The 23,722-nt window shown below is 64.2% G+C and carries 24 protein-coding genes; 6 read left to right on the forward strand and 18 right to left on the reverse strand.

The window, feature by feature from the left end; translation table 11 throughout:
* Positions 1 to 4: 4 nt before the first annotated feature.
* Positions 5 to 373, forward strand: a complete 369-nt coding sequence (gene tnpB, locus AAW51_RS01785; RefSeq protein WP_238947869.1) for an IS66 family insertion sequence element accessory protein TnpB — start codon at positions 5 to 7, stop codon at positions 371 to 373.
* Here tnpB and AAW51_RS01790 read toward each other — a convergent pair.
* A protein-coding gene (locus AAW51_RS01790; protein WP_417903583.1) for an IS3 family transposase occupies positions 370 to 1,505 on the reverse strand; the annotation gives its coding sequence in 2 pieces (ribosomal slippage) (positions 370 to 1,256 and positions 1,256 to 1,505; 1,137 coding nt in all). The genes tnpB and AAW51_RS01790 overlap by 4 nt on opposite strands.
* A 136-nt stretch (positions 1,506 to 1,641) precedes the next feature.
* Here AAW51_RS01790 and tnpC point away from each other — a divergent pair.
* Positions 1,642 to 3,201 carry an IS66 family transposase gene (gene tnpC / locus AAW51_RS01800; protein WP_047197276.1) on the forward strand — a complete coding sequence of 520 codons (1,560 nt, stop codon included), beginning with the start codon at positions 1,642 to 1,644 and terminating at the stop codon, positions 3,199 to 3,201.
* Here tnpC and AAW51_RS29630 read toward each other — a convergent pair.
* The gene (locus AAW51_RS29630) at positions 3,173 to 3,634 is read right to left on the reverse strand and encodes a hypothetical protein (protein ID WP_157359553.1); all 462 of its coding nucleotides are present in this window, start codon (positions 3,632 to 3,634) and stop codon (positions 3,173 to 3,175) included. The two genes, tnpC and AAW51_RS29630, sit on opposite strands and share 29 nt — an antisense overlap.
* A 116-nt stretch (positions 3,635 to 3,750) precedes the next feature.
* On the opposite strand from AAW51_RS29630, the gene AAW51_RS29635 reads away from it, so the two are divergent.
* Positions 3,751 to 3,921, forward strand: coding sequence for a hypothetical protein (locus tag AAW51_RS29635; RefSeq protein WP_157359554.1), 171 nt, complete (start codon positions 3,751 to 3,753; stop codon positions 3,919 to 3,921).
* Between the two features lie 301 nt (positions 3,922 to 4,222).
* Positions 4,223 to 4,567 (forward strand): hypothetical protein, encoded by a 345-nt coding sequence (locus tag AAW51_RS01805; protein WP_053013247.1) that lies wholly within the window; start codon positions 4,223 to 4,225, stop codon positions 4,565 to 4,567.
* 1,118 nt (positions 4,568 to 5,685) lie between these two features.
* On the opposite strand, the gene AAW51_RS01815 is transcribed toward AAW51_RS01805, so the two are convergent.
* Complete coding sequence (locus tag AAW51_RS01815; protein WP_157359555.1) at positions 5,686 to 7,446, reverse strand: SH3 domain-containing protein; 1,761 nt, start codon at positions 7,444 to 7,446, stop codon at positions 5,686 to 5,688.
* Between the two features lie 588 nt (positions 7,447 to 8,034).
* The gene (locus AAW51_RS01820) at positions 8,035 to 9,345 is read right to left on the reverse strand and encodes a M20/M25/M40 family metallo-hydrolase (RefSeq protein ID WP_047193259.1); all 1,311 of its coding nucleotides are present in this window, start codon (positions 9,343 to 9,345) and stop codon (positions 8,035 to 8,037) included.
* Between the two features lie 185 nt (positions 9,346 to 9,530).
* Here AAW51_RS01820 and AAW51_RS27735 point away from each other — a divergent pair, with 185 nt between their 5' ends.
* A complete protein-coding gene (locus AAW51_RS27735) occupies positions 9,531 to 10,193 on the forward strand; it encodes an H-NS histone family protein (RefSeq protein WP_053013248.1) in 663 nt (220 codons plus the stop codon).
* A gap of 20 nt (positions 10,194 to 10,213) precedes the next feature.
* Here AAW51_RS27735 and AAW51_RS31265 read toward each other — a convergent pair whose 3' ends face one another.
* The 4 genes from AAW51_RS31265 to AAW51_RS31270 all read right to left on the reverse strand — a co-directional run bounded on the left by AAW51_RS31265 (position 10,214) and on the right by AAW51_RS31270 (position 12,382).
* The gene (locus AAW51_RS31265; RefSeq protein WP_417903607.1) at positions 10,214 to 10,384 is read right to left on the reverse strand and encodes a SymE family type I addiction module toxin; all 171 of its coding nucleotides are present in this window, start codon (positions 10,382 to 10,384) and stop codon (positions 10,214 to 10,216) included.
* A gap of 352 nt (positions 10,385 to 10,736) precedes the next feature.
* Complete coding sequence (locus AAW51_RS01830) at positions 10,737 to 12,017, reverse strand: serine hydroxymethyltransferase (protein WP_047193260.1); 1,281 nt, start codon at positions 12,015 to 12,017, stop codon at positions 10,737 to 10,739.
* 68 nt (positions 12,018 to 12,085) lie between these two features.
* Entirely contained in the window at positions 12,086 to 12,211 is a 126-nt protein-coding gene (locus tag AAW51_RS31075; protein ID WP_256365052.1) for a hypothetical protein, read from the reverse strand.
* A 3-nt stretch (positions 12,212 to 12,214) separates the two neighbouring features.
* A complete protein-coding gene (locus AAW51_RS31270; RefSeq protein ID WP_083437995.1) occupies positions 12,215 to 12,382 on the reverse strand; it encodes a class II aldolase/adducin family protein in 168 nt (55 codons plus the stop codon).
* Positions 12,383 to 12,632: 250 nt separating this feature from the next.
* Between AAW51_RS31270 and AAW51_RS31275 the strand changes: the two genes are divergently transcribed.
* A complete protein-coding gene (locus tag AAW51_RS31275) occupies positions 12,633 to 12,764 on the forward strand; it encodes an H-NS family nucleoid-associated regulatory protein (RefSeq protein ID WP_417903608.1) in 132 nt (43 codons plus the stop codon).
* Positions 12,765 to 12,989: 225 nt separating this feature from the next.
* Here the strand turns inward: AAW51_RS31275 and AAW51_RS01840 are convergent, their stop codons facing one another.
* The 10 genes from AAW51_RS01840 to AAW51_RS01880 form a co-directional block, all read right to left on the reverse strand.
* On the reverse strand, positions 12,990 to 14,009 hold the full coding sequence (locus tag AAW51_RS01840) for a hypothetical protein (protein WP_157359557.1): 1,020 nt from the start codon (positions 14,007 to 14,009) through the stop codon (positions 12,990 to 12,992).
* Positions 14,010 to 14,014: 5 nt separating this feature from the next.
* Positions 14,015 to 15,457 carry a hypothetical protein gene (locus AAW51_RS29640; protein ID WP_157359558.1) on the reverse strand — a complete coding sequence of 481 codons (1,443 nt, stop codon included), beginning with the start codon at positions 15,455 to 15,457 and terminating at the stop codon, positions 14,015 to 14,017.
* Between the two features lie 11 nt (positions 15,458 to 15,468).
* Positions 15,469 to 15,996, reverse strand: coding sequence for a hypothetical protein (locus AAW51_RS01850; RefSeq protein WP_157359559.1), 528 nt, complete (start codon positions 15,994 to 15,996; stop codon positions 15,469 to 15,471).
* Between the two features lie 243 nt (positions 15,997 to 16,239).
* Positions 16,240 to 16,620: a CoA-transferase gene (locus tag AAW51_RS31280; RefSeq protein ID WP_417903609.1), complete on the reverse strand. Its 381-nt coding sequence runs from the start codon at positions 16,618 to 16,620 to the stop codon at positions 16,240 to 16,242.
* Positions 16,621 to 16,724: 104 nt separating this feature from the next.
* The gene (locus tag AAW51_RS31285; protein WP_417903610.1) at positions 16,725 to 16,895 is read right to left on the reverse strand and encodes a SymE family type I addiction module toxin; all 171 of its coding nucleotides are present in this window, start codon (positions 16,893 to 16,895) and stop codon (positions 16,725 to 16,727) included.
* 279 nt (positions 16,896 to 17,174) lie between these two features.
* Positions 17,175 to 17,774, reverse strand: coding sequence for a HutD/Ves family protein (locus tag AAW51_RS27740; RefSeq protein WP_169787964.1), 600 nt, complete (start codon positions 17,772 to 17,774; stop codon positions 17,175 to 17,177).
* Between the two features lie 208 nt (positions 17,775 to 17,982).
* Entirely contained in the window at positions 17,983 to 20,043 is a 2,061-nt protein-coding gene (locus AAW51_RS01865; RefSeq protein WP_047193264.1) for a sensor histidine kinase, read from the reverse strand.
* 4 nt (positions 20,044 to 20,047) lie between these two features.
* Positions 20,048 to 21,148, reverse strand: a complete 1,101-nt coding sequence (locus AAW51_RS01870) for a TRAP transporter substrate-binding protein (protein ID WP_047193265.1) — start codon at positions 21,146 to 21,148, stop codon at positions 20,048 to 20,050.
* Positions 21,149 to 21,212: 64 nt separating this feature from the next.
* Positions 21,213 to 22,577: a sensor histidine kinase gene (locus AAW51_RS01875; protein ID WP_169787965.1), complete on the reverse strand. Its 1,365-nt coding sequence runs from the start codon at positions 22,575 to 22,577 to the stop codon at positions 21,213 to 21,215.
* Between the two features lie 72 nt (positions 22,578 to 22,649).
* Positions 22,650 to 23,315 carry a response regulator gene (locus AAW51_RS01880; protein WP_047197279.1) on the reverse strand — a complete coding sequence of 222 codons (666 nt, stop codon included), beginning with the start codon at positions 23,313 to 23,315 and terminating at the stop codon, positions 22,650 to 22,652.
* Positions 23,316 to 23,722 lie beyond the last annotated feature (407 nt).

Consider the following 23,722-nt stretch of genomic DNA (forward strand, 5'->3'; position numbering starts at 1 on the left):
CCGGGTGGACGCGGTGTGGCTCGCTGTCGAGCCGCTGGACATGCGGTGCGGGACAGAAGCCGCCCTGGCGCGGGTCGTGGCCGTCTTCGGCGCGGCCCGTCCGCACCACGCCTACCTGTTTGCCAACCGTCGGGCCAACCGCATGAAGGTGCTCGTGCACGACGGCATCGGCGTGTGGCTGGCCGCACGGCGGCTGAACAACGGCAAGTTCGTCTGGCCCAAGGACGCCCTCGGCACCCTAACGCTCACCCACGCGCAACTCGACGCCCTCGTGCTCGGGCTGCCCTGGCAGCGCATCGGCGAAGCCGGCGTGATTGACCTGCCCCCTTCTGCCGTGCCAGTCGTATGGAAGGAGTCCGGGGTTGAAGGTTAATTGATCTCGTGTGAAGCTGAAGGTTGGTGAGCAGCACTGCCTGAATGCTGGCGGTGCTGTTCGGCGAAGCGCGAGGGTGGGATGCGTCCGATGCTGCTGTGCGGTCGCACCTCGTTGTAGTCGCGTCGCCAGTGCGCGATGGTCTCCCGGGCCTGCTGCAGGGTCTGGAACCAATGCTCGTTCAGGCACTCGTCCCGGAACTTGCCGTTGAAGCTCTCGATGTAGCCGTTCTGCATGGGTCTGCCGGGCTGGATCAGCAGGTGCCGCACGCCGTGCTCGATGGTCCACGCGATGAAGGCGCGGCTCGTGAACTCCGGCCCGTTGTCGGTCCGCACAGCGGCGGGGTAGCCTCGGAAGCGAGCCGCACGGTCCAGCAGCCTCGTGACGTACTCACCCGAGATGCCGTAATCGACCGTGATGTCAACACACTCGTGGCTGAAGTCGTCGGCGACCGTCAGGCACTTCAGTCGTCGGCCATTGGCCAGGCTGTCACTGACGAAATCCATGCTCCATACCTCGTTGACCATCGTGGCGGCCTGCAGCGGCAGGCGCTCGGCCGGTGGCCTGCGAACCTTCTTGCGCTTGCGCACCGCCAGGTTGGCCGCCGCGTACAGCCGCCACACACGCTTGTGGTTGACGTTGGGGAACTCCGGGCGCAACAAGTCGTGGATGCGGCGGTAGCCGAACCGGCGCCGTTCGTGAGCGATCTCGACGATGCGCCCGGCCAGTGCCTGTGTCTGAGCGTCGGCCTGCGGCGGGTGCCGATAGCTGTCGCGGGATAGCCCCACGAGGCGACACGCACGGCGCTCCGACAGTTGGTGTTCCTGAACCATCTTGCGGACCGCCTCGCGCTTGGCTCGTGGGGCTAACGCTTTACCCCGAGGACGCTCTTGAGCGCGTGCATGTCCAGGTGCGCCTCGGCCAACAGCTTCTTGAGCTTGGCGTTCTCCGCCTCCAGCTCACGCAGCCGTTGCGCGTCCGGCACGTCCATGCCGCCGAACTTGGAGCGCCACTTGTAGAACGTCGCGTCGCTGAAACCGCCCTTGCGGCAGATCTCGGCCACCGGAATACCGGCCTCGGCCTGCTTGAGGAACCCGATGATCTGTTCCTCGCTGAACTTGCTCTTCCTCATGTCCGCCATTCTCCTGGTTGACGGACTTCACTTCCTTTACCCTGGCACGGCTGGTGGGGAGCAGGTCATGATCACCCTGCTGTAGCCATCGCAATTGCGGCATCTTCCGATGCTGCCCGCCGGCGTTTGCGGCACGATGGCCACCGTGACCGGCGACGACCTCGACACCCTCGATGTACAGCAGCTGCGCGAAGCCCTGCGGGCAACGCGTGCCGAGCTGGCCTTCAAGCAGGCCGTCATCGACAAGCTCACCCACGAGAACGCTGTGCTCAAGCGGCTGAAGTTCGCCGCCAAGAGCGAGGCGTACACACCCGAGCAGAAGAGCCTGCTGGACGAGACGTTGGACACCGACTTGGCGGCCGTCGCCGCCGAGATCGGGGCACTGCAGCCGGTCGCGAACCAGCGCGTCGAGGACAAGCGGCAACCCAAGCGCCAGCCACTACCGGCACACCTGCCGCGGCGGGAGATCCGCCACGAGCCGCAGAACACCATCTGTGGCTGCGGCCAGGCGATGCAGCGCATCGGCGAAGACATTGCCGAGAAGCTGGACTACCAGCCGGGCGTGTTCACGGTGCAGCGCCACATCCGCGGCAAATGGGTCTGCACCTGTTGCGAGAAGCTGGTGCAGGTGCCGGTGGCACCGCACGTAATCGACAAGGGGCTGCCCACCTGTGGCCTGCTCGCCCAGGTGCTGGTGGCCAAGTACCTCGACCACCTCCCGCTGTACCGCCAGGAAGCCATCTTCGAGCGCGCTGGGCATGCACTCGCCCGCTCGACACTCGCGCAGTGGGTGGGCGAGTGCGGCGTCCAATTGCAACCGCTGGTCGATGCGTTGGCCCAGGAACTGCTGCGCCAGCCGGTGCTGCACGCCGACGAGACGCCGGTGGCGATGCTCAAGCCGGGCCACGGCAAAACGCACCGGGCGTACTTGTGGAGCTACTGCACCACCCAGTTCAACCCGATGAAGGCGGTGGTGTTCGACTTCGCCGACAGCCGCGGCGGCCAGCATGTGCGGTCCTTCCTCGGACTGCCTGGCACACCCGAGAAGCCGGGCTGGCAGGGGCAGCTCGTCACCGACGACTTCAGCGGCTACAAGGCCTGCTTCGAGCTGGGCGTGACCGAGGTGGGCTGCATGGCGCACGCACGGCGCAAGTTCCATGAGCTGTGGGCCAACCACCAGAGCCAGGTCGCCGAGCAGGCGCTGAAGTTCTTCGGCGAACTCTACGACGTGGAGCGCGACGTGGCCGACGTCGACATTGCGACCCGACTCGAGGCCCGGCGCCGACGATCACGACCGGGGGCCAACGCGCTTCATCAGTGGCTGCGGCAGCAGCGGCAGAAGATACCCGATGGCTCGGCCACCGCGCGTGCGATCGACTACAGCCTCAACCGCTGCGTGGCGTTGACGCGCTTCCTGGATGACGGGGATCTGCCGATCGACAACAACTGGGTCGAGAACCAGATCCGGCCGATTGCGCTCGGGCGCTCGAACTGGCTGTTTGCCGGGAGCCTGCGAGCGGGCAAGCGCGCCGCCACGGTGATGAGCCTGCTGCACTCGGCGCGCATCAATGGGCATGAACCCTACGCGTACATGTGCGACGTGCTGGAGCGGTTGCCGCTGCAGCCGGCGAGCCGGATCGACGAGCTACTGCCGCATCGGTGGGGTCCTAAGCTGCGGACGAACCGCGGCGAGTAGGTGTCGCAGTCGCGAGATCGATAGTCCAGGTGCCATGCTCCTCGGCATCGAACGAAACCACAAGGTTGTCGCTGCCCTCGCAAACAAGTTCGCGCACGAACCAAGCTGTCGAGACCGCCGGGGAAACGTCGGGTGGCGGCCCATCTCGGAAGAACGAGAGCAGCGTCCCATCAAGGGAAAAACACAGAACTCCCTCACCGCCAGTGCAAAACCATCGCTCGTCTGGAGTGATGATTCCGACCGCTGGATCCCCATAGTGGTCGCCTGCCGGATGGACGCTGCCATCTCGCTTATCCACGACGAACACCGCCTCGTACGAGTGGCACAACCGGTAGTTTGGTGATTCGGCCAAGACACGCAGTTCAAGCGGTGACACGAACTCTCCTCTGACAATCTCGCAGATCGTATCCGAGGTGCCGAGCTCAGCAGTCAAGACGGAATCACCGGACGCGTACGCAGGAACTGCCGAATCTGTCTGACGGCTCCCAGCCTGAAGCAGCCGGCCGCAGCGCAGGCGGAAGCGGGCACTGCAGACCCCTATCATTCCGTATGACTTCACCTCTTCTTGAACACTCCAAGCGCTGGATCGAAGATTCCTGGCGAGAAGTTGGCTCCAGCTTCAATGCGGGCCAAGTCCCCGTCGTGCAGTTCGAGCGGATGGATGCCGATGACCTCGCGCATCCCTTCAAGAACCGCGAGCGTACGGTCAAGGCGCGTTGATCGTATGCTTAGGCGCTAACAAGAGCGGCAAGAGTGCGATCTCAGCTCTGACAGTGCTTCTCCGGGCTCCACTCGTAGACAATCGTCAACGTTTCCCCAGGCAGTTCCCATCGTTTTCCCGACACTGGAACTTTCCATCCCAGCTGTGGGTGCCCGCGCGGCGTGAGGCGAGTCGCGCGGGACCGAGAAGCTTCTTTTCACTCATCAGGTCCCATACATGCGAACTAGTGCTACAGCCGTCACTCTGAGCTTCTGTCTCTTGGCCCTCGGAAACACCCCTGCTCAATCTCAAGCTCCACAAGTGAAGGATGAAGGCATTGCATACACCACGGTTGAAGAGGCGCTTCAGGCACTCAAGGCGAAGCCAGGGGTCAGCCTCTCCACAACCAAGCCCGACAACTGGGTGATCGCGACCGAATCCGGAGCCTCTATCCAGTGGTCGTTCACGCCGCCAGGCCACTATGCCCACCCAGCGGTAGTCCGCCGCGAAGTCAAACAGAAAGACAACGACGTCTACGTCGAAACGCAGGCACTTTGCCATGCTGAGAAGGTCTCCTGCGACAGATTGATCGTGGAGTTCAAGCAGCTGAACGAGCGCATGCGCAAGACAGTGCAGAGCCGCCTAAAAGACAGCAGGTCAGAGTGACTCACGTGACACATATAGCGGGCAGCCCCATCGAACAGCACTTCACTTCGCGCGCGAACTCGCTGATGAAGATGACCGCTCGGCCGGCCGTCCCCTCGTGGCACGTCCCTGCCGATCGGCGCGCTGGTGGCAGCGCCTTTCCGCCCTCGGGTCGCTCCTTGCACCAGCGCCTCTCCTGGTTCGCGTTGACCCCATACTTCAGAGCGACGCCCGACAGCGATGTCCCTGGCTGCCGGCAAGCATCCACAACGGTCTGCTTGAGTTCCTCGGCATGCAGGCCTCTCTTACGAGCGACATCGAAGGGTTGTCCCGCTGCCTTTGTCGGGCGCAAGCCAGTCGGGGGTGTCCAGGAAAGATCCGTCGACCGGGGCGCTCACTGCCCACTGTGAACTTGCTACCGATGCGCTGCCCCACATGCTCGCTGCCCCTGGTCAGGTCCTTGCGCGCGCTCGCGCCGGCCAGCCACCAGAGCGTGATGTTTTGCCCGAAGTGCCGAGCAGAAGTGCACGGGGAAGTTGTGGAGGGAGTGGCGGTGGAAGTGGAGCCGATCTTCTATCTCCTGGTCCCTCTGCCGGAGCGCATCTCAGTCCAGCAAGTACAAGCGCTTCGCCTTGTCAGCAAGGAGCTTGCTGAGCAGACAGCAAGCCAAGCGCTTGCAACGATCCGAGCGAAAAGACAGCTAGACATCGGTCCGTTCTATCTCAAGGCTGAGATGGATAACGCACAAGCCTGTCTGAGGCGGAGCGGCCTCGCATCTATTCCGAGATTCTGAGTAGTCAGGTCGGGCGGCAGCGTGGACGTCCGGACGGATACGCTGAACTGGCTACGGGCTGTGCGCATTTTCACGGATTCGGCGCTGCCCTCGTCCGGTCAGTCGAGCGACCGCACGAAGGCTGCTGACGTTTCCGTGGCCCCAGCAGCATGTCAACGGCGGAACGCGAGAAGACGGCGCGTGCCGGTGCGGCGAGACCTAGGCCCAGGTACGACAAGGAGATCGACAGCCTTCGCACCTGCCTCGGCCGGCGCGCGGGGGCGCATTCGTCTTGCGCCGCAACGGTCTCGCAAGAGAGGGAGTCGGGATACGCGCGCCGCCCACGTGCTTGGACTGAATGTGTATCTCAGCACCCACAGCCGTAGCTGAACACATCGCTGCCCAGCACTTTCCATGCGCCATTAATGTTGACGAGCGCTAGGCGATACCAGCGATCGTCGGTCGTCGTGGTTCCGCCCAGATGGCCTGGACCACGTCCTTGGCCCTCCCACACGGCGATATCGGGAACGTGGTCGCCGTCCAGGTCGTAATGCAGGTGAACCCCTCGCACAAAGCCGGTGGCAGCCCGGTCCAACCTCACGTGTGTTTCGGTGCGAATGGCAGGGCCAGGCGGCAAGTCGATGCTTGCATAGAACGCGAACAAGGTTCCGGGGGGATTGCGATTCAACTTCGACGACTCGCTCGCCCCGGCACTGCCCTCCACGGGCGACTCAGCGTCAAAGTAGCGCCAGATGAGGGGATCCGCGGCCCCGTAGGAAAACCCGGGAACCCAGCCCCGACACATCGGTTCGTCGACGTCGCGCCACAGTGTCTCGCTCTTGCGCATCAGGCTGGCTTCGACTTGCAACCGGCCGTCTCGGAACAACTGCACGCGCTGGACCGGCCGCACCAGCAGTTGCGTGCGAGCCAACATGTCGTACAAGCCTGCGCCGTAGACCTCGTCTTCCTCGCGTTTGCGCTTCTGCCTGGAGGTGAACAGCTGGCGAAACACGATGCCGAAGCGGCCGCTGCCCTCCTCGGCGGTGGCCTTCGGCGGCGCCACGTCCGCCTCGCTGCGAAACAGCGAGGGTCGCGCGACGGGGAACTCCAGTGCTCGCACCAGCCGGATGACGGGCGCCGCCGCATTCTCGTTCGAGGTCGGATCCTGCATCGGCTCCCACAGGCCGATTTCGTTCTGCAGTTCGTGGCCGATGTTATTCATCCGCAACTCGCGCTGCCAAACCTCGTCGCTCACGTTCTTGCCTTCGGCCTGCAACCGACCCGCCTCACCACCGAGATCCAGGTTTTGCGACGCCTTGCGCTTGAGGTCAGCCCAGTCGGCATAAGGGGCAGGCTTGCGGCCCTTCAGGCCGAGAGCCAAGTGCTCTTTCATGCGTTCCAGCCCGTCGTCGCGCGGCCAAGGCCCTTCCGGCGGAATGCCGGGTTGCTGCTTCTGGAGGTAATCTGCGTACGCCTCCAGCGCGTTCCAGCCCGGCTCGAGCCAGAACACGCGTTCCGGGTCGTAGTCGGGTGACGACGATAGGTCTGCGCTTCGATCACCGCGGATGCGGGCCAGGTCAACCGGTGTGAACGTTAGATAGCGGCAGGCCGTGAAACCAATCGGCCCGTCAAACACCTGGACTTCGCAATAGCCACCTTCCGCCTCCTCGCGCACCAGCTTCACGGTGGTGTTGAGCGCCAACCGGGCAAGCACAGGGGCATCGAGACGCGGCGCCTCACGCAGTGTCACCCCATTTCCGCTCACCCACCGCTGTGCTGCATCCACCCCATCCTCGCCCGCCTTACGGCGCGCGATACGCTCGGTACCCAGGTATTTGCAGGCCACGTAGCCGTATTGGCCCTGGCCTTCGATCAAACAAAAGCCGCTGATTTCGGTTGGGCTCTTGAGGATCAACTCGGCGCCGCGCAGCAAGGTGCCGCTGACCTTGTGCTCAGGGCTCGGGCCCGTGCGTACTCGCACATCGTCGGCAGTCACCCACCGGGGCGGCTGAGCTGGTGGCACAGCTACGGCAGACGCACATTCCAGGGTTGTCAGGATCAGGGCGGCGATCGCCACCGCGGGAAGGTTGCGACTGGGCCAGAGTTGCAACGGCGCGTCGTCCTTCATGTCCATCCTTGCGCGGCAAGTCCAACCGCCTTTGCATTGCTTTCAGGTACTCGCGCGGCCAGCGGTCTCATCCTCGATCCCGTTTTCCCGGCGCGATCTTCATCTTGGCATCACGGATGCGCGCCGTCGAGAATGCCACGAGCGAGCGGTCTCACTGCCAACAGGATGCGGACCGGGATGTCGAATAGTTCACGTTTGATCCGAGGAATCGGGCCGGTCCGAACCGCTTCCGCTGCCTTCGAGGCAACTGGTCGTCAGCGGAGACCTGAAGGCGACGGCGTAACGGGTTCCGAAAGCACGTAGCAGAGCCACGACTGGCGATAGCTGAACGGTTGCGTGCCCACGCGCACGAGTTCGATACCGCTCACGATGAAGTGCTTGCCCTTCATCGCCGTGACAGTCGCGCGGTCGAGCTGCGGCAGCAGGTGCCGACCGGGAAGTCCACCGCCCTCCGTGAGCTTCGCGACCGTGACGCGCTCGCCGGTGGGAGCCGAAGCGCCAGCCGAGAGTCAAACGAGAGAAGGCTGGCGTAGGCCCAGTGTGCGTTGCGCGACGGCGTGGTCGATGCTTGGTCTCCGGCTCTCCATGTCAGCGTGACGCCGATTGCGTCAGCCGGTAGATCAGCAGGGCTGCGCGGACGGCTCCCCGCTCGATCGATGCGATCTCCAGGTCCTCGTCGTCGCTGTGCGCACCGCGTCCCTGCGCGCCGAGGCCGTCGATGCCCACCGTGTACGGCGCCACGAATTGCACGTCGCCCGCGCCACGCAGTGACGGATCGAAGATATCGATTCGGCCCAGCCCCGCGTCCAAACTGGCCTTCGAGTAGAGGTCCGCCAGCGTGCGCCCTGCCTCGGTAGGCGGCATCGGCGGGTAAATCTCGGTAAAGCTGATCGTCGCCGAGGTACCGGGCAGGTTGCCCGTCGAGACGATCGTCTGCATCTTCTGACGCGCGCGTTCCCCCTGCTCCGGGGAGAGGTAGCGTAGGTCGCCAAGAGCCTGCGCGTCGCGCGCGATCACGTTGGATTTGCCGAAGGCGCTCGCCGTTGCTGTATCGTTGTTGTAAGAGACATCGGTGCCCCCGAAGATCAGGCCTGGGTTGAACGTGAGGGCCGGCTCGATCACCTGCTCGCGGAACGCGTTGAGGATGCGCGCCGTTTCGTAGATCGCGCCGTAACCTGACTGTGCCGAGAACACGCCCATGGAATGCGCCGCCTTGCCCTTGACGTGCAGCGTCCAGCTGCCGTGGGAGCGACGCGCGATGCTGGCGGTGTCCACGCCGTCGCGCTTGATGCTGCCCTCGAACGACAGGGCGTAGTTGGCGCGCTTGCCCATGGCCACCATGTCGGCGCGCGCCATCTGCAGCGGCACGCCGGTGCGTTCCTCGTCACCCGTGAACATGATCTCGACGTTGGCGTGTTCCAGCGCGCCCACCTTCTTGAGTGCGCGCAGTGCTTCGATCATGATGACGTTGCCGCCCTTCATGTCGTTCACGCCCTGTCCGCGCACGCGGTCGCCCTGACGCTCCCACAGCGGGACGGAGCTGTCCTTCTCAAACACCGTGTCCAGATGGCCGAGCAGCAGCACGCGCTTGCCCTGACCGCCCTCCTGCGTTGCAACCAGATGCCCCGCACGCTTCATGCTCGGCGGCATGTCGATCCAGCGGGTCTTGAAGCCCAGCGCATCCAGTTCCGCTCGATAGATCTCGCCAACGGCGCGCACGCCTTCGGGGTTCAGGGTGCCGCTGTTGATGCGAACCGATCGCTCCAGCAACTCCAACGCCGCAGGCGTGCGCTGCTTGACGGCGGCGACGATGCGTTGCTCCGTCTCCGAAAGCTGTGCGTGCGCGACGTCAGTGAGCAAGAAGAAGACGGCAGCGGCAGCGGTGGCAAATTTCAACATCGAACGATATCTCCGGGTCGCGTCTTGGTTGTCAGTCTTCCACGCCGGCACGATCAGCGTGCGCGGGAAACGATTCCGTCCCCCACGAGCTGCTACGTGTTCATGCCGTGGTCCTTGGCTCGCTTTCGAGTGCTACCTGAGGGGGTTAGTATGCTGGCCACCAATTTGTGGAGCACCTGTCTACTATGCCGAAGACCTACGCCCAACTGCGCAACGAGATGGAAGCCCTGCAGCGCCGCATGGAGGCGGCAAGGAAGAAGGAAGGCGCTGGAGCGCTGAAGGAGGTGAGGCAGCTGGTCGCGCTGTATGGCTTCACAGCAGAGGACTTGTTTGGCAATGAATCGAAGCGCGGTGCCCCCCGGAAGACGTCGAGCAAGGCGCAGAAGCAAGACGCCCCCAAATACCAAGACGTGAACGGCAACAGCTGGTCCGGCCGCGGTCCCCGTCCGGCATGGCTCCGAGCAGCATTGGAAAACGGGGAGTTGCTTGAGTCGTTCCTCACGCAGCCACCGGGCCAGTCCAAAGCGACCGGCGACGACGCTGCTCCGGCTCCTGCCAAGAAGCGTCGCGCCGGAGTGAAGGCGGCTGCCGCGAAGAAGGTCACGGCCAAGAAGCCCGGACGCCAGGTCAAGGCCGCGGGGAAGAAGGCAAGGGCCGGTGGTGCAACCGGTGATGCCGCCGCTTCCAACGCCTCGGCCCAGCAGGGCCGCAAACGTTCGGCGGCATCATCGGCAGCGGCCAAGCCGGCAGCGAAGAAGCAACGCTCAGCCAAGGCAGCGTCTGCTCGTCAAGTGGCTGCCCCGACCGCCGCTCTTGAAGACGTGGGCGCCCAGGCAGCCGAAGCTTAGGACTGCCACCGGTTGTCGATTCAGTCCACAGTCAACACCAGGCAACCGCCCATGATCCTGATACGCACCCGGGCCCGTGGGCCGAAGCCCGCTGCTTCGAGCCACTTGCCCTGCATACGAATCCACGGGACCTTGGTCTCAACGACCTGACGGTGCGGTCCCGGACTCGCTCGTTCATGGGTTCTGAACATCGACGAGACGGTGATGTACCGTTCGTGCTTCGGCAGCTCAGTTGTGGGCAATGCTTCGCCCGGCCTATGATTGTCATCAGCCACGATTAACTTCCACCAAAGTTGGTTGTGGTTAGCTGGCCTGGGGTGTTAGCGCACCTTCAGGCCGGCGCCTGTGCGACGTTGCCGCGCGGACACGATAAAGGGACTTGGCCGCGCAGGGAAGGAGAAGATGCGAGGACTTCTTCGCCCTGGCAAAAGAAGCGAAACCCCCTACGTTTGCCAAGCAGCTAAAGCGAAGGAAACCGGTCCGGATCTGGCCGTCGAGCGGACGTAGAGGCGGATTCCCAAGCTTTTGCGCCGACCGTCCCGGTCAGGCCAGGCTATCGCCTGCTGGCAACGAGATGCCGGGCACGGGGAAGCGCTTCGCCAATCCGATGACTTCCTCTCGGATGCCGGGAAGCACGTTGTCGTCCTTGGCGCTCAGCGTGCGATGGATCAAGTCGGCGACCTGGGCCATCTCGGCTTCTTTCATACCGCGGGTGGTTAGCGCGGGCGTCCCCATGCGAACGCCGCTCGGGTCCATGGCACTGCGCGGCTCGTCCGGAATCATGTTCTTGTTCAGCGTGATGCCGACCTCGTCGAGGCGCTTTTCCGCAACGCCGCCCGACAGCGCCCAGCTCGATACGCTGTCGACCAACATCAGGTGGTTGTCCGTCCCGTTGGTGATCAGGCGGGCTCCCCGTTCCATCAGTGTCGCCGCCAGCGTTTTCGCGTTGGCGATGATCTGCGCCGCGTAGTCGACGAACTCCGGCCGAGCTGCTTCTTGGAAGGCGACGGCCTTGGCCGCGACCATCTGCATGATCGGCCCGCCCTGGAACGAGGGGAACACGCTCTTGTCGATGAGCTTGCCGGTGCTGGCCTCACGCGAGAGGATCATGCCGCCGCGGGGGCCTCGCAAGCTCTTGTGGGTGGTGGTCAACACGACGTCGAAGCCAGCATCGAAGGGATTGGCCAGCTGCTTGCCAACGATGAGCCCCGCGATGTGGGCCACATCTGCCACCGCCCAGGCTCCAACCTCGGTGGCGATCTCGCGCATCACCTTGTAGTCAAGCTCGCGCGGGTAGGCGGAAAAGCCGGCCAGCAGGATCTTCGGCTTCTCGCGGCGCGCCACCTCGCGCATCTCGTCATAGTCAATGCGACCGGTCTCAACGTCCGACATCCGGTAGCGCACGAAGTTGTAGATCTTCGCCACGTGAGTGACTGGGTGCCCGTGCGTCAGGTGCCCCCCGTGCGCCAGCTCCATGCCGAGGATGGTGCTGCCGGGTTCGGCCAGGGCCAGGTAGGTCGCGATGTTCGCCGGCGCGCCCGCGTGGGGCTGAACGTTGGCATGCTCGCACCTGAACAGGGCCTTGGCGCGGTCGATCGCGATCTGCTCGATCTGGTCTGTGAACTCCTGGCCGCCGTAGTAGCGGCGCCCAGGGTATCCCTCGCTGTACCGGTTGTTCAGCACAGACCCCATGGCCTCCATGATGGCCGGACTGACGTAGTTCTCGCTGGCGATCAGTTCGAGCCCTGTGATCTGCCTGTGCTCCTCGCCTTTCATCAGCTTGGCAATGGTGGGATCGGCCGCGCTCAGGTGGTTGTAGTACATCGTCCGCGTCCTCTGTCTTTGTGGCTAAGGGATTCGGAAGGGATGGGAAGGGTGAGACGGCGCAGAACCTACCAGGATGCAGCTTCCGGAAACGCCCGTATCGCCGCATGGACCGCATGCTTCCAGTGGTTGCGAAACGCCACGTCGGAATAGATGTAGCGGCGCTTCTTCTCGACTTCGTCGTCCCGCGTCACTCGCTACGGCCTGGCCTGCGATTCCGCCAGCAGCTGGATTCTGCATGCCCGCTCCAGCATGAGGGCTAGCACCACTGACTGCCGCGGGGTGTCTGCTACGACCACCAGGCCCTGGTTGCACAGCAGCACGGCCGTATGCTCGCCGAGGGCATGCGCAACTACCTGCCCCACTTCGCGCTAGAGGATCGTGAGGCATGAGAGTGGCCCAAAGGCGGCGTGAAGTCTGCTCGCCACCAAATTTTGGGGACACCTTCAATGCCGAAGACCTACGCCCAGCTGCGCAACGAGATGGAAGCCCTGCAGCGCCGCATGGAGGCGGCAAGGCGCAAGGAAGGCGCGCACAGGTGCGCTGAAGGAGATAAGGCAGCTGGTCGCGTTATACGGCTTCAGCGCAGAGGACGTGTTCGGGGGCGAGCAGAAGGTGGTCGCGCCGAAGAAGCAAGGGCGAAAAGGATCGGCGTCGGTAGCCGCAAAGTACCAGGACGGCAAAGGGAGCAGCTGGTCCGGGCGCGGTCCTCGGCCACGCTGGCTGCGAGAGGCACTAGTCCGCTGAATCATTGAAATGGGCGGTGAGGGATGTCCGAGACGGGATGCGATGCAAGGCGCAAAGCACAGCGATGCCGAGTGGCATCGCGAGCATTTGCAACGCCGCAGCGCGCCCGGCTCGCGCAGACAGCACCGATCCGATTTCAGTGCTTCAGTGGACTAGGGGCTACATCGCCAGTTGAGCGCCGCGGCCCCCCTTCTGGGTCGCGCACATGATTCAGGAAATGCGGGGCTACTGCGGCAGGTTGTCCTGGTCGGTGCCGGCCATGCGCTCCAGGTACTCGTTGGCCAGCTTCAGGTAGGCCTCCTTGTAGGGCTGGTCGGGCACCTTCGCCATCTCGGTGTAGTCCCGCTTGAACGCCGCTTGCTCCTCCCCGGTGGGCCTGGCGCCGCCCCTCATCTTTTCCACCAACGTGCTCAGGCGCGCATAAGCCTGCGCCATCATGGGGTCCTGCAGCTTGCGGTCCACCTGCTCGCAGCTCTGCAGGTCAGGGATCCAGTGTCGGTGCCGGTTCACCTCGGCGCCGTGTTCGTTGCCCTCGGCCAGATACAGCTGATGCGCTGCCTCGTAGTTGGCGTTGACCTCCTCCCGGCATTCCTCGGTGGTGGTCGCGCCGAAGGGCCATGTCCTGGCGGCCCCCGACTGCTCCATGTACCACTTGTGGCACCCCAGCACGAAGTGGGGTGTGTCGCCCTTGCATGCCGACACGCGCCGCGGCCGGTTTTGGCTTGCCCATTCGTGGCCGGCGGTTTCCTGCTCCTTGCGCGCTTCCAGGATGCGAACGAAACAGCCGCGGATGAACTCCTCGGAGCCCTGGCACTCGGAGCGCATCGCGGGCGAGTGCACCTGCGCCCAGGCCTGCCCCGCCAGAAACTGCGCGCTGACGTGCTGGCGTGGCTCCGGCACCCGCCGTACAGCCCCACCCGTTTCGCGCAGCAGCGGGGGCTCAGCCTGGGTACTGACCGCGTTCCCTGCGCCGATCGCCAGCAGCACCAGCGGCCACACCAGAATGAGGCCATAGCACAGTGCCGACAGACGCGCGGCCGGTTGGCGCACACCGCGCACCAGGTTGAGCAGCAGCTTGAGAAAGGCGACCACCGAGCCGAGCATCACCACCAAGCCGCCCTGTTCCACAGCCGACTCCAGCAGCACGTGGGTGCTGCCGCTCATGGCCGCGCCGAACTGCAGGGTCTGTACCGCCAGTGACAGACCGATGATGCCCAGAAACGCGTAGTGGAAAAGCCGCTGCATCTTGTTCACCTCAGCGCCAGCACCAGGCGCCAGTGATCCAGCCGGCGGTGCAAGGGATGCCCCGGCTCCAGGCCGGCGTAAAGCGCCTGCAGCGCATCGACTTCGTGGCGCAGCAGGTCGACGACACCGCCGTCGGCTACCAACACCCGCTGCCAGCACGCCGGATCAAGCCCGATCGTGCCCAACGCTGGGTCGCACAGCGCCAGCGCCCACGCCGCGCGCGTCACCGCGTCCTGGGCGTAATCCTGGGCCACCAGCTGGAGTCCTGCCGGCTCGGGCAGCCAGTCACGCGAGCCGGCTGCGCGCAGCGTCTCGCCGCGGTGCTCCACCAGCAGCAGCGCGGGGTGGAGGCCGAGGGCGGCGTCGGCAGGCTCGGGCGCGGCGAGCGCAGCCAAGGAATGCTTGACCAGCCGGGGCTGGAAAGCCGGGTCGACCTCCGGCAAATGCTTCTTGATATGTTCGAGTGACCACGGGCGCTGCGGATTGGGCAGCTCGAACCAGGTGGCAAAGCGGTACTCCTGCTGAGCCGCCGCCTCCGGCAGCAGGAACATCGGCACGCCCACATTGGCGGTACGCGGTAGGCCCTTGACCGCCAGCTCGCGTGTCTCATGGTCGAGGCGGACCACCACCTTGGAGGCGGCACCCCCCTCGACCGCCAGCGACACGGACACGGCAAGCTCGTGGCCCGCCAGGTCGCTCCCGATGAAGTCCATCCATTGCTCCGCGTCCTTCACGCGCACCAGGAGCGCGTCCGCCGGCTTGTGGTCCGGGCCGCGCCGCGGCACCGCGTCCAGGCGCAAGCGTTCGAGCGCACGGACCACGTCCTTCACCTCGCCGACCCTGAAAGGCTGTGGGGGCACGGGCGCGAAGCCGGACGCGCGGCGCGTGCGCGCCTGCTCGGCGCAGGCCAAGACCGAGCCGGTGTCGCTGCAGGCGGTGTACCAACCCCCACCGCGCAAGGCATCGGCCACCATGCGGGACAGCAAGTCGATGCTGGCGATCTCAAAGCCGCGCACCGCCAGCGTCTGCGGCTCCATCCAGCCAGCGCCGCGAAGCCCGCGCGCCAGCTGCCGCGCCACGAAGCCGTCGCCGTCCAGCGTGCTCTGCGCGTCCGCGGCCCTCAAGCGCGGTTCGCCCATGGTGTCGAATCTGGCGCGGACCGTGAGCGTACGTTGCAGCGGCCATCGCTCGCTCCGCGTGCATGTCACCTCTTGGGGCCGGGAGCGTTCGCACCCATAGCCTGCCTGCTGCAAGCGGCCCGTGAGCGACGGCTCCGACATGCCGCGAAACGCCCAGCGGTCGATGTCGGCATAGCCTCTGGCATGGCCGTGCGTGTAGTGCTCCACGGCGGGGTCCAGGCTGCCCTCGGCCACCTCGCTCCGGGCCCCATAAAGCAGCGTGATCAGCGCCGTGGCCAACGCTGCCGCCCCGAGCAGGGACAACAACACGCGCAATTCACTCACCGCGCTGCCCCCCCGTCGTAGGTGATGCGCCAGGTGTTCGAGGCGCGGGTCTGCCAGGTCAGCGCTAGCGGGCCGCCGTCGGTTCGCGCGTAGCGTGCCAGGGCCACGTAGCGGCCGCCACGGTCGTCGGCCAGCTCCGTCTCCACGCGCCGGAAGCCATGGCGCTGGAACAATGCGTCGAAGTGGAAGAACACGGCCTGCTGAAACTGGGCGAAGGTGGCATCGGCCAGCTCACTGCCGTGCGCCGGGCTTGGAGCGAGTCGCAGACCATCGCTGATCAGTTCAAGCGTGCTGCGGTGGGGGCCGGCCTCACCGCCGGCACGGTAGGAAGCGCCGGCACTCGAGCAGCTGGACACGGACAGGTGGGGGCGGTAGGGAAGCTTCCATCCGATGCCACCGAAGGTGGACAGGCACTTCTTAAGGGCGTCGACCTCGGCGTCGACCCGGGCGTGGGTTGCAGAGGGGCAGGCCAGCGCCAAACCGAACCAGCACCACCAGACGCGCCAGCGCGCTTCCCTTCTCATCCCGCCCTCCCGTGTACAACTTCACCCACGATCATCTTCTCAACCGCACCGAGGCAGGTCCAACCCCGCAGCGAGGCGGCGGGCGCTGCAGATTGTGCCGGCGACCCGTGCCCCGGCAACGGCCGTTCAAACTTCATCCCACGCCAGCGCGACTTACATCACACTCCCGCGCCAAGATGATCTCAAATCCGGGCTCCATCACCGCCATCTCGGTCACGATGAGGTCCACCCGACGCTCGGAAGTCAACGGCAAGGTGCACTGCTCGACGATCTTCGGCTTGCCCTTGACGGTGTGCTCATGGCCACGATCACGCGTCGTGCGCCCGTGACAAGATCCATCGCACCGCCCATGCCAGGCACGATGCTGCCCGGGACCATCCGGTTGGCCAGTCTTCCGGTCTTGTCGACCTGCAACCCGCCGAGGACGGTGACGTCCAGATGTCCTCCACGGATCAGGCCGAACGACATGGCGCTGTCGAATGTTGCGGAGCCCGGCAATGCGCTGATCGAATTGCCTCCCGCGTCGGTGAGATCTTCGGCCTCGAGGCCCTCCTCGGCAACAGCTTGCATGCCGACGATGCCGTTCTCCGATTGGAGGTAGATATTCGCCTCGCGCGGCACCATCGCGGCCACGAGCGTCGGCAGGCCGATGCCCAGGTTGACGAGATAGCCGGGGCGCAGTTCGAGCAGGGAGGAGGAAGCCCCGCATCCAGCGGCCCGTTGTCTTCCTAATCCAGTGTCAGCACCAAGCAACCGACCATGATCCTGATGCGCACGCGGGCCCGAGGGCCGAAGCCCGCCGATTCCAGCCACTTGCCCTGCATGCGAATCCACGGGACCTTGGTTTCAACGACTTGAGTGTGTGGTCCCGGACTCGCGCGTTCATGGGTTCTGAACATCGAGGAGACGGTGATGAACCGCTCGTGCTTGGGGATCGGTGTTGTGGGCGATGCTCCGCCCGGCCTATGATTGACATCAGCCACGATTAACTCTCATCCAGTTGGTTGTGGTTAGCTGGCCTGGGGTGTTCCTAGCACCTTCAGGCCGGCGCCTTTGCGACGGTTGCCGCTGCGACAGGATAAAGAGACGTGCCGGCGTAGGGAAGGAAAAGATGAGGTCGAGCCGCGGACGCAATTCGGCCTGCCCTTTCGGGCGTCTGCTGCAAGTCGTTTGTTCTTCTACTTCTGCGGAAGACTTCGCTGTAGTAGTCGAACGGCCAGAGCAAGCGGAGGCTTGGCAACAGGTTCGATTCGTATTCCGTCCGTGCCCTTACGCCAAAGCGCTGCCTGCTGGGCTCGCAAGACCAGCGGCGGGGAGTCGTTGCTCACGAGGCGAACGCTGCCCGTCATACACAGGACGAAAACGCCGTCGGCCGGAGGTATATCAGTTCCCTTGTCGACCCAGGTCGCAGAGGTCCAGAACCGGTCGCGACGAAGCAGGATGCTCAGGTTCTCCGTCGGCCCATCGATCAGCTCTGCGCTGACCGCGGCTTCGCCCTTGAAGAAGACGGGCTTGTGCGGGTCGTTGAAGTGCACCATGGTCATGTCTTCCAAGAACGTGAGACGAAGGCCTGCACCACGGAGCAGCACGATCGATCGGTCAATTCCCGGGAATGCGGAGAACGGCGAGTTCTTGGTTGTTTCAGCCCACGCGAGATGCCAATCGAGCGACTCATATCCTGCACCTCGCGGCTCTACTGCGATCTGGCGCATCAGCCCTGCACCATTCTTCCACGGCATCTTTGGAATCTCGTTGAGATCGAACAGTTCGAATGGCATGGTCATGTACTCCTTTCGTCGGGTCACGAGAAAATCGGGTATCGATGCACCGCTTTCCGCCGTTCTGCGCCTTCACTTGAGACCCAATGCTGGAGAGCAGCAGGAGGGCGCCGGCGGCGACACCGAGTGAAGCTCACTCGGTCGAACAACCAGCCGAGCACCGCTTTGGCAACTCGACTGACAGTCCAACACTGTTGATTCGTGCTGATCATCCACTTGCACCGATAGGGCCGCCGAGGGTGACTTGCAGTTCCGACACCGTGGTGAAGACCGCCTTGAAGCTCACGCGCGGCGAGGGGCTGTCGTCAAAGAAAAGCCCGCCGCCCGTCAACTCGGCGACCTTACGGGTCAGTCCCAGCGCGAGCGCTGCGGGCTCAGATGGGTCCAAACGTTGAAAGACCTCTCGCAGGCTGTGAAATTCGGGGCAGTTCGTTGCGTCAGCGCCGGCCACGCCGAGGTCGACCCGCAGCACCGCCTGTCCGTCACCTCTCGACTCATGATCTGCTCGTACTTCGATGGTCCGGCACGAGCTGCGCTCGATCGCAACCTTCAAAAGGTTGAACAGCGCATGACGGAGCCGCCTCGCATCTCCCCACAAGGCCTGAGGAAGCTCAGGGCTGAAGTGCACCGAGAAACGCCGCCCGTCTGCTGCATCGAGAGCTCGCGAGGCCACGTCCTCGATCAATGCGCGCGGCACGAATGACTCGAAGTCGAACTGCGTGACGTCGGATGTCAGTCGGGACATGTCGAGCACGTTGCTGACGGTCGCCAGAACCTGGCGCGATGCATCGCCGGCCCAGCTCGCATAACGGCGCGTGGCATCGTCCATCGACGCTCGAAGCACAAGCTGCATCATCCCGAGTGCCGTGTTGGCTGGCTCGCAGATCTGTCGACATAAGGTGGCGATGGACTGCATGTGGGCTTCCTCAGCGGCCCGTACGGCCTCGCGGCAGCGAGCCAGCTCGCGTTCCGATCTTGTGGTGTCCCGGTAGACGCTCACGACACCACCAGAAGGCGTTTCGGTCTCCGTGATATGCACGTGCAAATCGGGCCGGATCTGGTACTCGGATTCGACACGTCGACCCCGACGGTCCGCCAGGCGACGCTGCACCGCTACTTCGACTTCTGTGTCGGTCGAGCGAGGTTGCATGGCGCGCATTGCTGTTCGCGCCAGCAAGTCGTAGTGAACCCCCGGCCTCAGCACTGGCGCCAGGTATGGGAAAAACTCGACGTATCGTCGATTCCACGCGACGACGCGGTCCTTGGAGTCGCATAGCAATAGGCCGTCGCGAATCGATGCAAGAGCCTGGTCAAGCCAGTCCTTGTTGTCTTGGATGGCTTGACGGGCCAGTTCAAGACGCCGGATGTACCAATGGGTCACGGCGGCGGTGGTCAGAATGACGATGCCCAGGACCGCGCTCACACTCAATACCAGGGCGCGGTCTTCATGCCATCTTGCGTCGACCGGGCTGACGGGAATGCTGACGGCGAGCACGAGCCCCGCGTGCAGGAGATCGCGCGCCGCCACGAGCGAAGGGGCACCGTCGATCCGGCCGCGGGCGATGCGTGCGTTGCCGTCCCGGTGTTCCGGCTGAAGGGGCTGGGCGACACGTTGTGCAGCGGGAAAACCGCTGGGCGGCTCACTGACGATCAGCTGGCCGTCGTCACGTTCCAAGGTGATCGTCAGCGGTTCAGCCGTCCCCGTGGGCGACAGTGCGTTAGCCAGTTGCCGCAGAGGGACGACGGCAACCGCGGCAAGCGTCCCCAACGGGCGAGCGAAGTAAAGCACCATCTCCCTGCTGGTGAAGCTCTCGATCGGTTGGCTGACGCTCAAGGAGGGCGTCTCCTGGTCGAGCGTGGTCTCGACGAAGCCATTCGGGAACTCAAGGCCCGTCCGCATCGTTGTAGGAAGAGCAGCGGCCACTACGGTACCGTCGCGGGACACGAGTGCAATGTCGCGGACGAACAGGGTGCGCCTGACAGCATTAACGAGCACGGATTGCGAACGCTTTGCGTCGGGCACTCCGTTCTCGACGCCGCCCGGCTGCGCCAGATCCTCCAATCCGGCCAACAGCACGTCCATGGCGAGGAACGTCCGATTCACGATGGTCTCGGCGCTGCCGGCGGTGAGGGTTGCGCGGGTCTTGTAATGCTCGATAGCGTCCGAGCGGCCACGCTCCATCAGCGATGCGGAGATGATCCAAACGATGACCAGAAAGGCGAGCGCAACGCCCCAGAGGGAGAAGAAGATCCAGCGGCGTGATCGCATCGTGCTACTGAGCCTTGTCTTCCGGCGAGAGGATAGGCTTGAGTGTCTGGGTCCAAAGGCTCACGCACTCATCGCCGCATCGCTTGAACCACTGAGGTAGCACGACCGAGTGAAATAGATGCTGGAGGCGTTTGATGTCGCGGGCACTAGGCTTGACTTCAACCATCGTGCCCTTTCGTCCGTTCGAGCATCCGTTGCCGCCGGTGTTGCACGTCACGCCTTCGAGCGTTTCGCGCTCTGACTCGGCCCAGATGTCCGCCTCCAGCCGGGGAAGCTCTGCGCTGAGTAGCGCACGCACGTCTTGGGGCAACGCGCGCCATGCCGCCCCCGATGCGGCGAACACCGACGAGCCCCAAGCCAACGGCATGCTGAAGATGTGCGTCGTCACTTCATGCAGCCCGATGGTGTTGCCCGACATCGACCCAGTGATGGCGCAATCAGCATTCCCAGATTTGACTGACGGCATCAGTTCGGCGAAACCCGTTTTGACCGGGGTCGCGCCCAACGCATCAACCAGGTCGGATTGCGAAGGCGTCGATGTGCGAATGCGCCGCCCCGCAAGGTCGTCGAGCCCGCTGAACCGGTCCTTGCAGAACAACATCTGTGCTGGATAGATATAGATGGCCAGCACTTCGATGCCATAGCGCTCGCGGAGTGACTGCACGATGTGAGGGCGCAATGCAGTTGCAGCACGACGCAGCGTTCCGATATCCGGAGCCAGCGCGGCCAAGTCTGCCGCGCCGAGTTCGGGGTTGGTCGAGGCGACGATCCCGATCAACAAGGTGCCAAACGGCAGGACGCCGGCTTCCATGAGGCGCAAAGTCTCGGTGCCGCGGATACCCGCTTGGTCAAACGGGACGATGTCGGCCGTGACGCGGCCTTTGGTCCGAGCGGGAAGCACTTCGGTCCAAAACGGCTTCTCGTGCCGTGTGTACTGGTGCACGTTCGCCAACCCGCCGAGGACACGCAGCTTCAGAGGAGGAGCACCGCTCTGCTGTGTCGCTCGCAGGGTTGGCGGATCAGCTGCGCAGGCAAGCTGAAGCGAGAGGCTGGCGGCGAAGACCAGTGCTGTGCGGACCCCAAGGGCCGTCCTTTGTCGTTGCATGGCTGTCCATCTCCCTGATGTCTTTACCTTGCACTTGAGGCGGCGTCCTCTCGGTTCTTCAGCTCTAGAGCAGGGCGGTGATGACCGTGCCTGCATCGCTCGTTGCAACGCTGAAAACGCCGCCCTGTCGTTCCACGCGTTCGCGCATGCCGATCATCCCGAACCCGGATCCTTCACCATCGCACGCCTTTAGGCCCGCTCCGTCGTCTGCAATGACAAGGCGCAAGCGGTGTGGTGGGTCTTCATGGTCAAGTGCGATGGCGACACGCTTCGCGTTGGCATGCTTGATGACGTTCGAGATCGCTTCCTGGGCGACTCGGAACGCCGTGATCGAGAGCCCGCTCGGCAGCTCATGTCCAGGAACGCTGGAGCGATACTCGAAGCTGCAGTTCGGGTGTGTGTTGTCGATGCGGCGCACCATCTCTTCCACCGCTCCGCTCAGGCCGAGCGTCTCCAGGAGTTCCGGACGGAGCTGCGTGACGATATTCCTCGTGTTGGAGTACAGGTCGATCGCGGCTTCGACAATGTGCCGGGCCATCGATTCAATCTCGGATTGCCCGGAGGCTGCGGCCCGCAACGAAATGGTTTCGGCTCGCAGACGGAGGGAAACGAGTTCCGCATTGATCGTGTCATGGAGTTCCAGTGCAATGCGCTGCCGCTCCTCCTCCACCATCCGATCCCCGTAGGCGAGCAGCCGCTGGTTCTCTCTTGCGCTGCGCGCGGCTGCACTCACTGCAGCCTGCAGGTCGCGCGTTTGCACCGCGATTTCCTGCTGTTGCCGCTGTTGGTGGCTGGCCAGGTGGTGCGTGATCTGCTCGATGGCCTCCTGCAACGCACCCAGGTCCCCTCTGAACACAGGTGCCGGGGCGCTTGTCGGGACAGAACGCGCAAGTGCTTGTATGGAAGTCGATGCTTCCTCAATCGGCTTGCCCAAGTGCCGGCTCAGGTACAGTGCCAGAGCGCCGCAGACGCTGGTTGCAGCCAGGAGAGCGCCGATCCACATCGTCAGGCGCACACGCTTGGTGCCCGCCAGTTGCGGCGATGCGACGAAGACGCGGACATATCCCTTGTGCTGTGCCGCCGTGAGCGGATCAGCTTGATCCGAGTCAACAACCTGCATCGGTACCTCCACGCTCGCATAGAGCTCGTCCTGCGGCACGTCACCGAAGGCGAGAAGTGGATTCCGTCTGGCGTCCAGCAGGATGATCTGCTTGATGCTCGGGTCAGCCGCCACCACGGCCTGCATGGAACGGCGGGCGGCAGCCTTGTTGCCCTGGATCAGGTCGTACTGGGCGCTTTCAGCGAGGACTGAGGCCGCCAGTTTGGCCCTGGCTTGCAACTCCGCCTGCCCGTCGCCCCGGATGGCCATGTAGGCGATGGCAGCGCTCGCGACAAGCATGGCCACCAGTGGCGTGGACGCGAGCACCATCAGGCGTGCTGTGATCGAGAGGCCTGGCACCGCACCGACGGCTGACGACGGTTGCATCGCGGTCGAGGTCGGTCAGGAACTCATGCGGGACAGCTGCTCGGTGTCGATGACGCCGGCCTGTACCGCGAGCAGAGCCAGTCTGGCAGGGTGCTCCTCCTTCAGCTTCTGTTTCACCACCTGACGAACATTGGAGATGGTCTTGGGTGACAACCGCATGCGTTCGGCGATGTCGGTCGTCTCCATGCCCAAAGCCATGTATCGAAAAACCTCGAGCTCGCGAGGTTCGAGCAAGCTCTGCGGAGACGTGTCTCGTCGAAGACTGAGCAGCGCCATCCTCCGTGCGACGTCTGGCAGAAAGTAGGTGCCTTCGGCGTGGACCTTGGCGATCGCCTCGGCCACATCGGTCAGCGGAGAGGACTTCGGGAGAAAGGCGCTCGCCCCCACGAGGTAGCTCTCGCGCAGGATCGGGTCAGAGTCGAACTGGGTGTAGAAGACGACCCTGGCCTGCTCGTGGATGCCCAACAGCTGGCGCGCGACGTCCAAACCGGTGGAGGCGGCCCCTCGGCCAAAGCGGACGTCGAGCACGAGCACGTCCGGGGAGAGCCGCTCATACATCTCCAGCACCTCGGCCGGCTGGGTCGTGCGACCGACAACTTCTATGTTGTGCTCCCGGACCCCGGTCGAAAGAGCATCGGCCACCAGAGGGTGATCGTCGGCTATGAGCACACGTATCGTCATGTCAGACCCCACAGGTGCGCGTGTTGAGTGCACATCCGTTGCCCTCCTTGCGTCGGCCGTCTTACCTGCAGGAATCTACACGCTCCCTCGCGTCATTCGAGTGCATACACACGGAGTTACTCCCAACGCGCTTGAGCCATCTATACACCGTGGATAGGCTGGTGGTGGTGAGAAATGAGATTGCCGTTGAAAAGCAATCCGTGGGGCGTCCCTGCCATCAAGGTGCCAAACCGGCGCCGGCAACCCAAGTAACGATTGCGTTCGCCGGCAGCTGGCTGGCAGGGAGGGGCACCGTTTGTCCACCAGTAACCGAACGGGCCAAAGGGCATCAGACGATGCGACGACTCCAACCTCAAGAAACAAGGTCGACGGACATGCCCGGCGCCGTATCGTCGGAAGGCAACGCT

This window comes from Caldimonas brevitalea, from assembly GCF_001017435.1.
GTDB lineage: Bacteria > Pseudomonadota > Gammaproteobacteria > Burkholderiales > Burkholderiaceae_C > Caldimonas > Caldimonas brevitalea.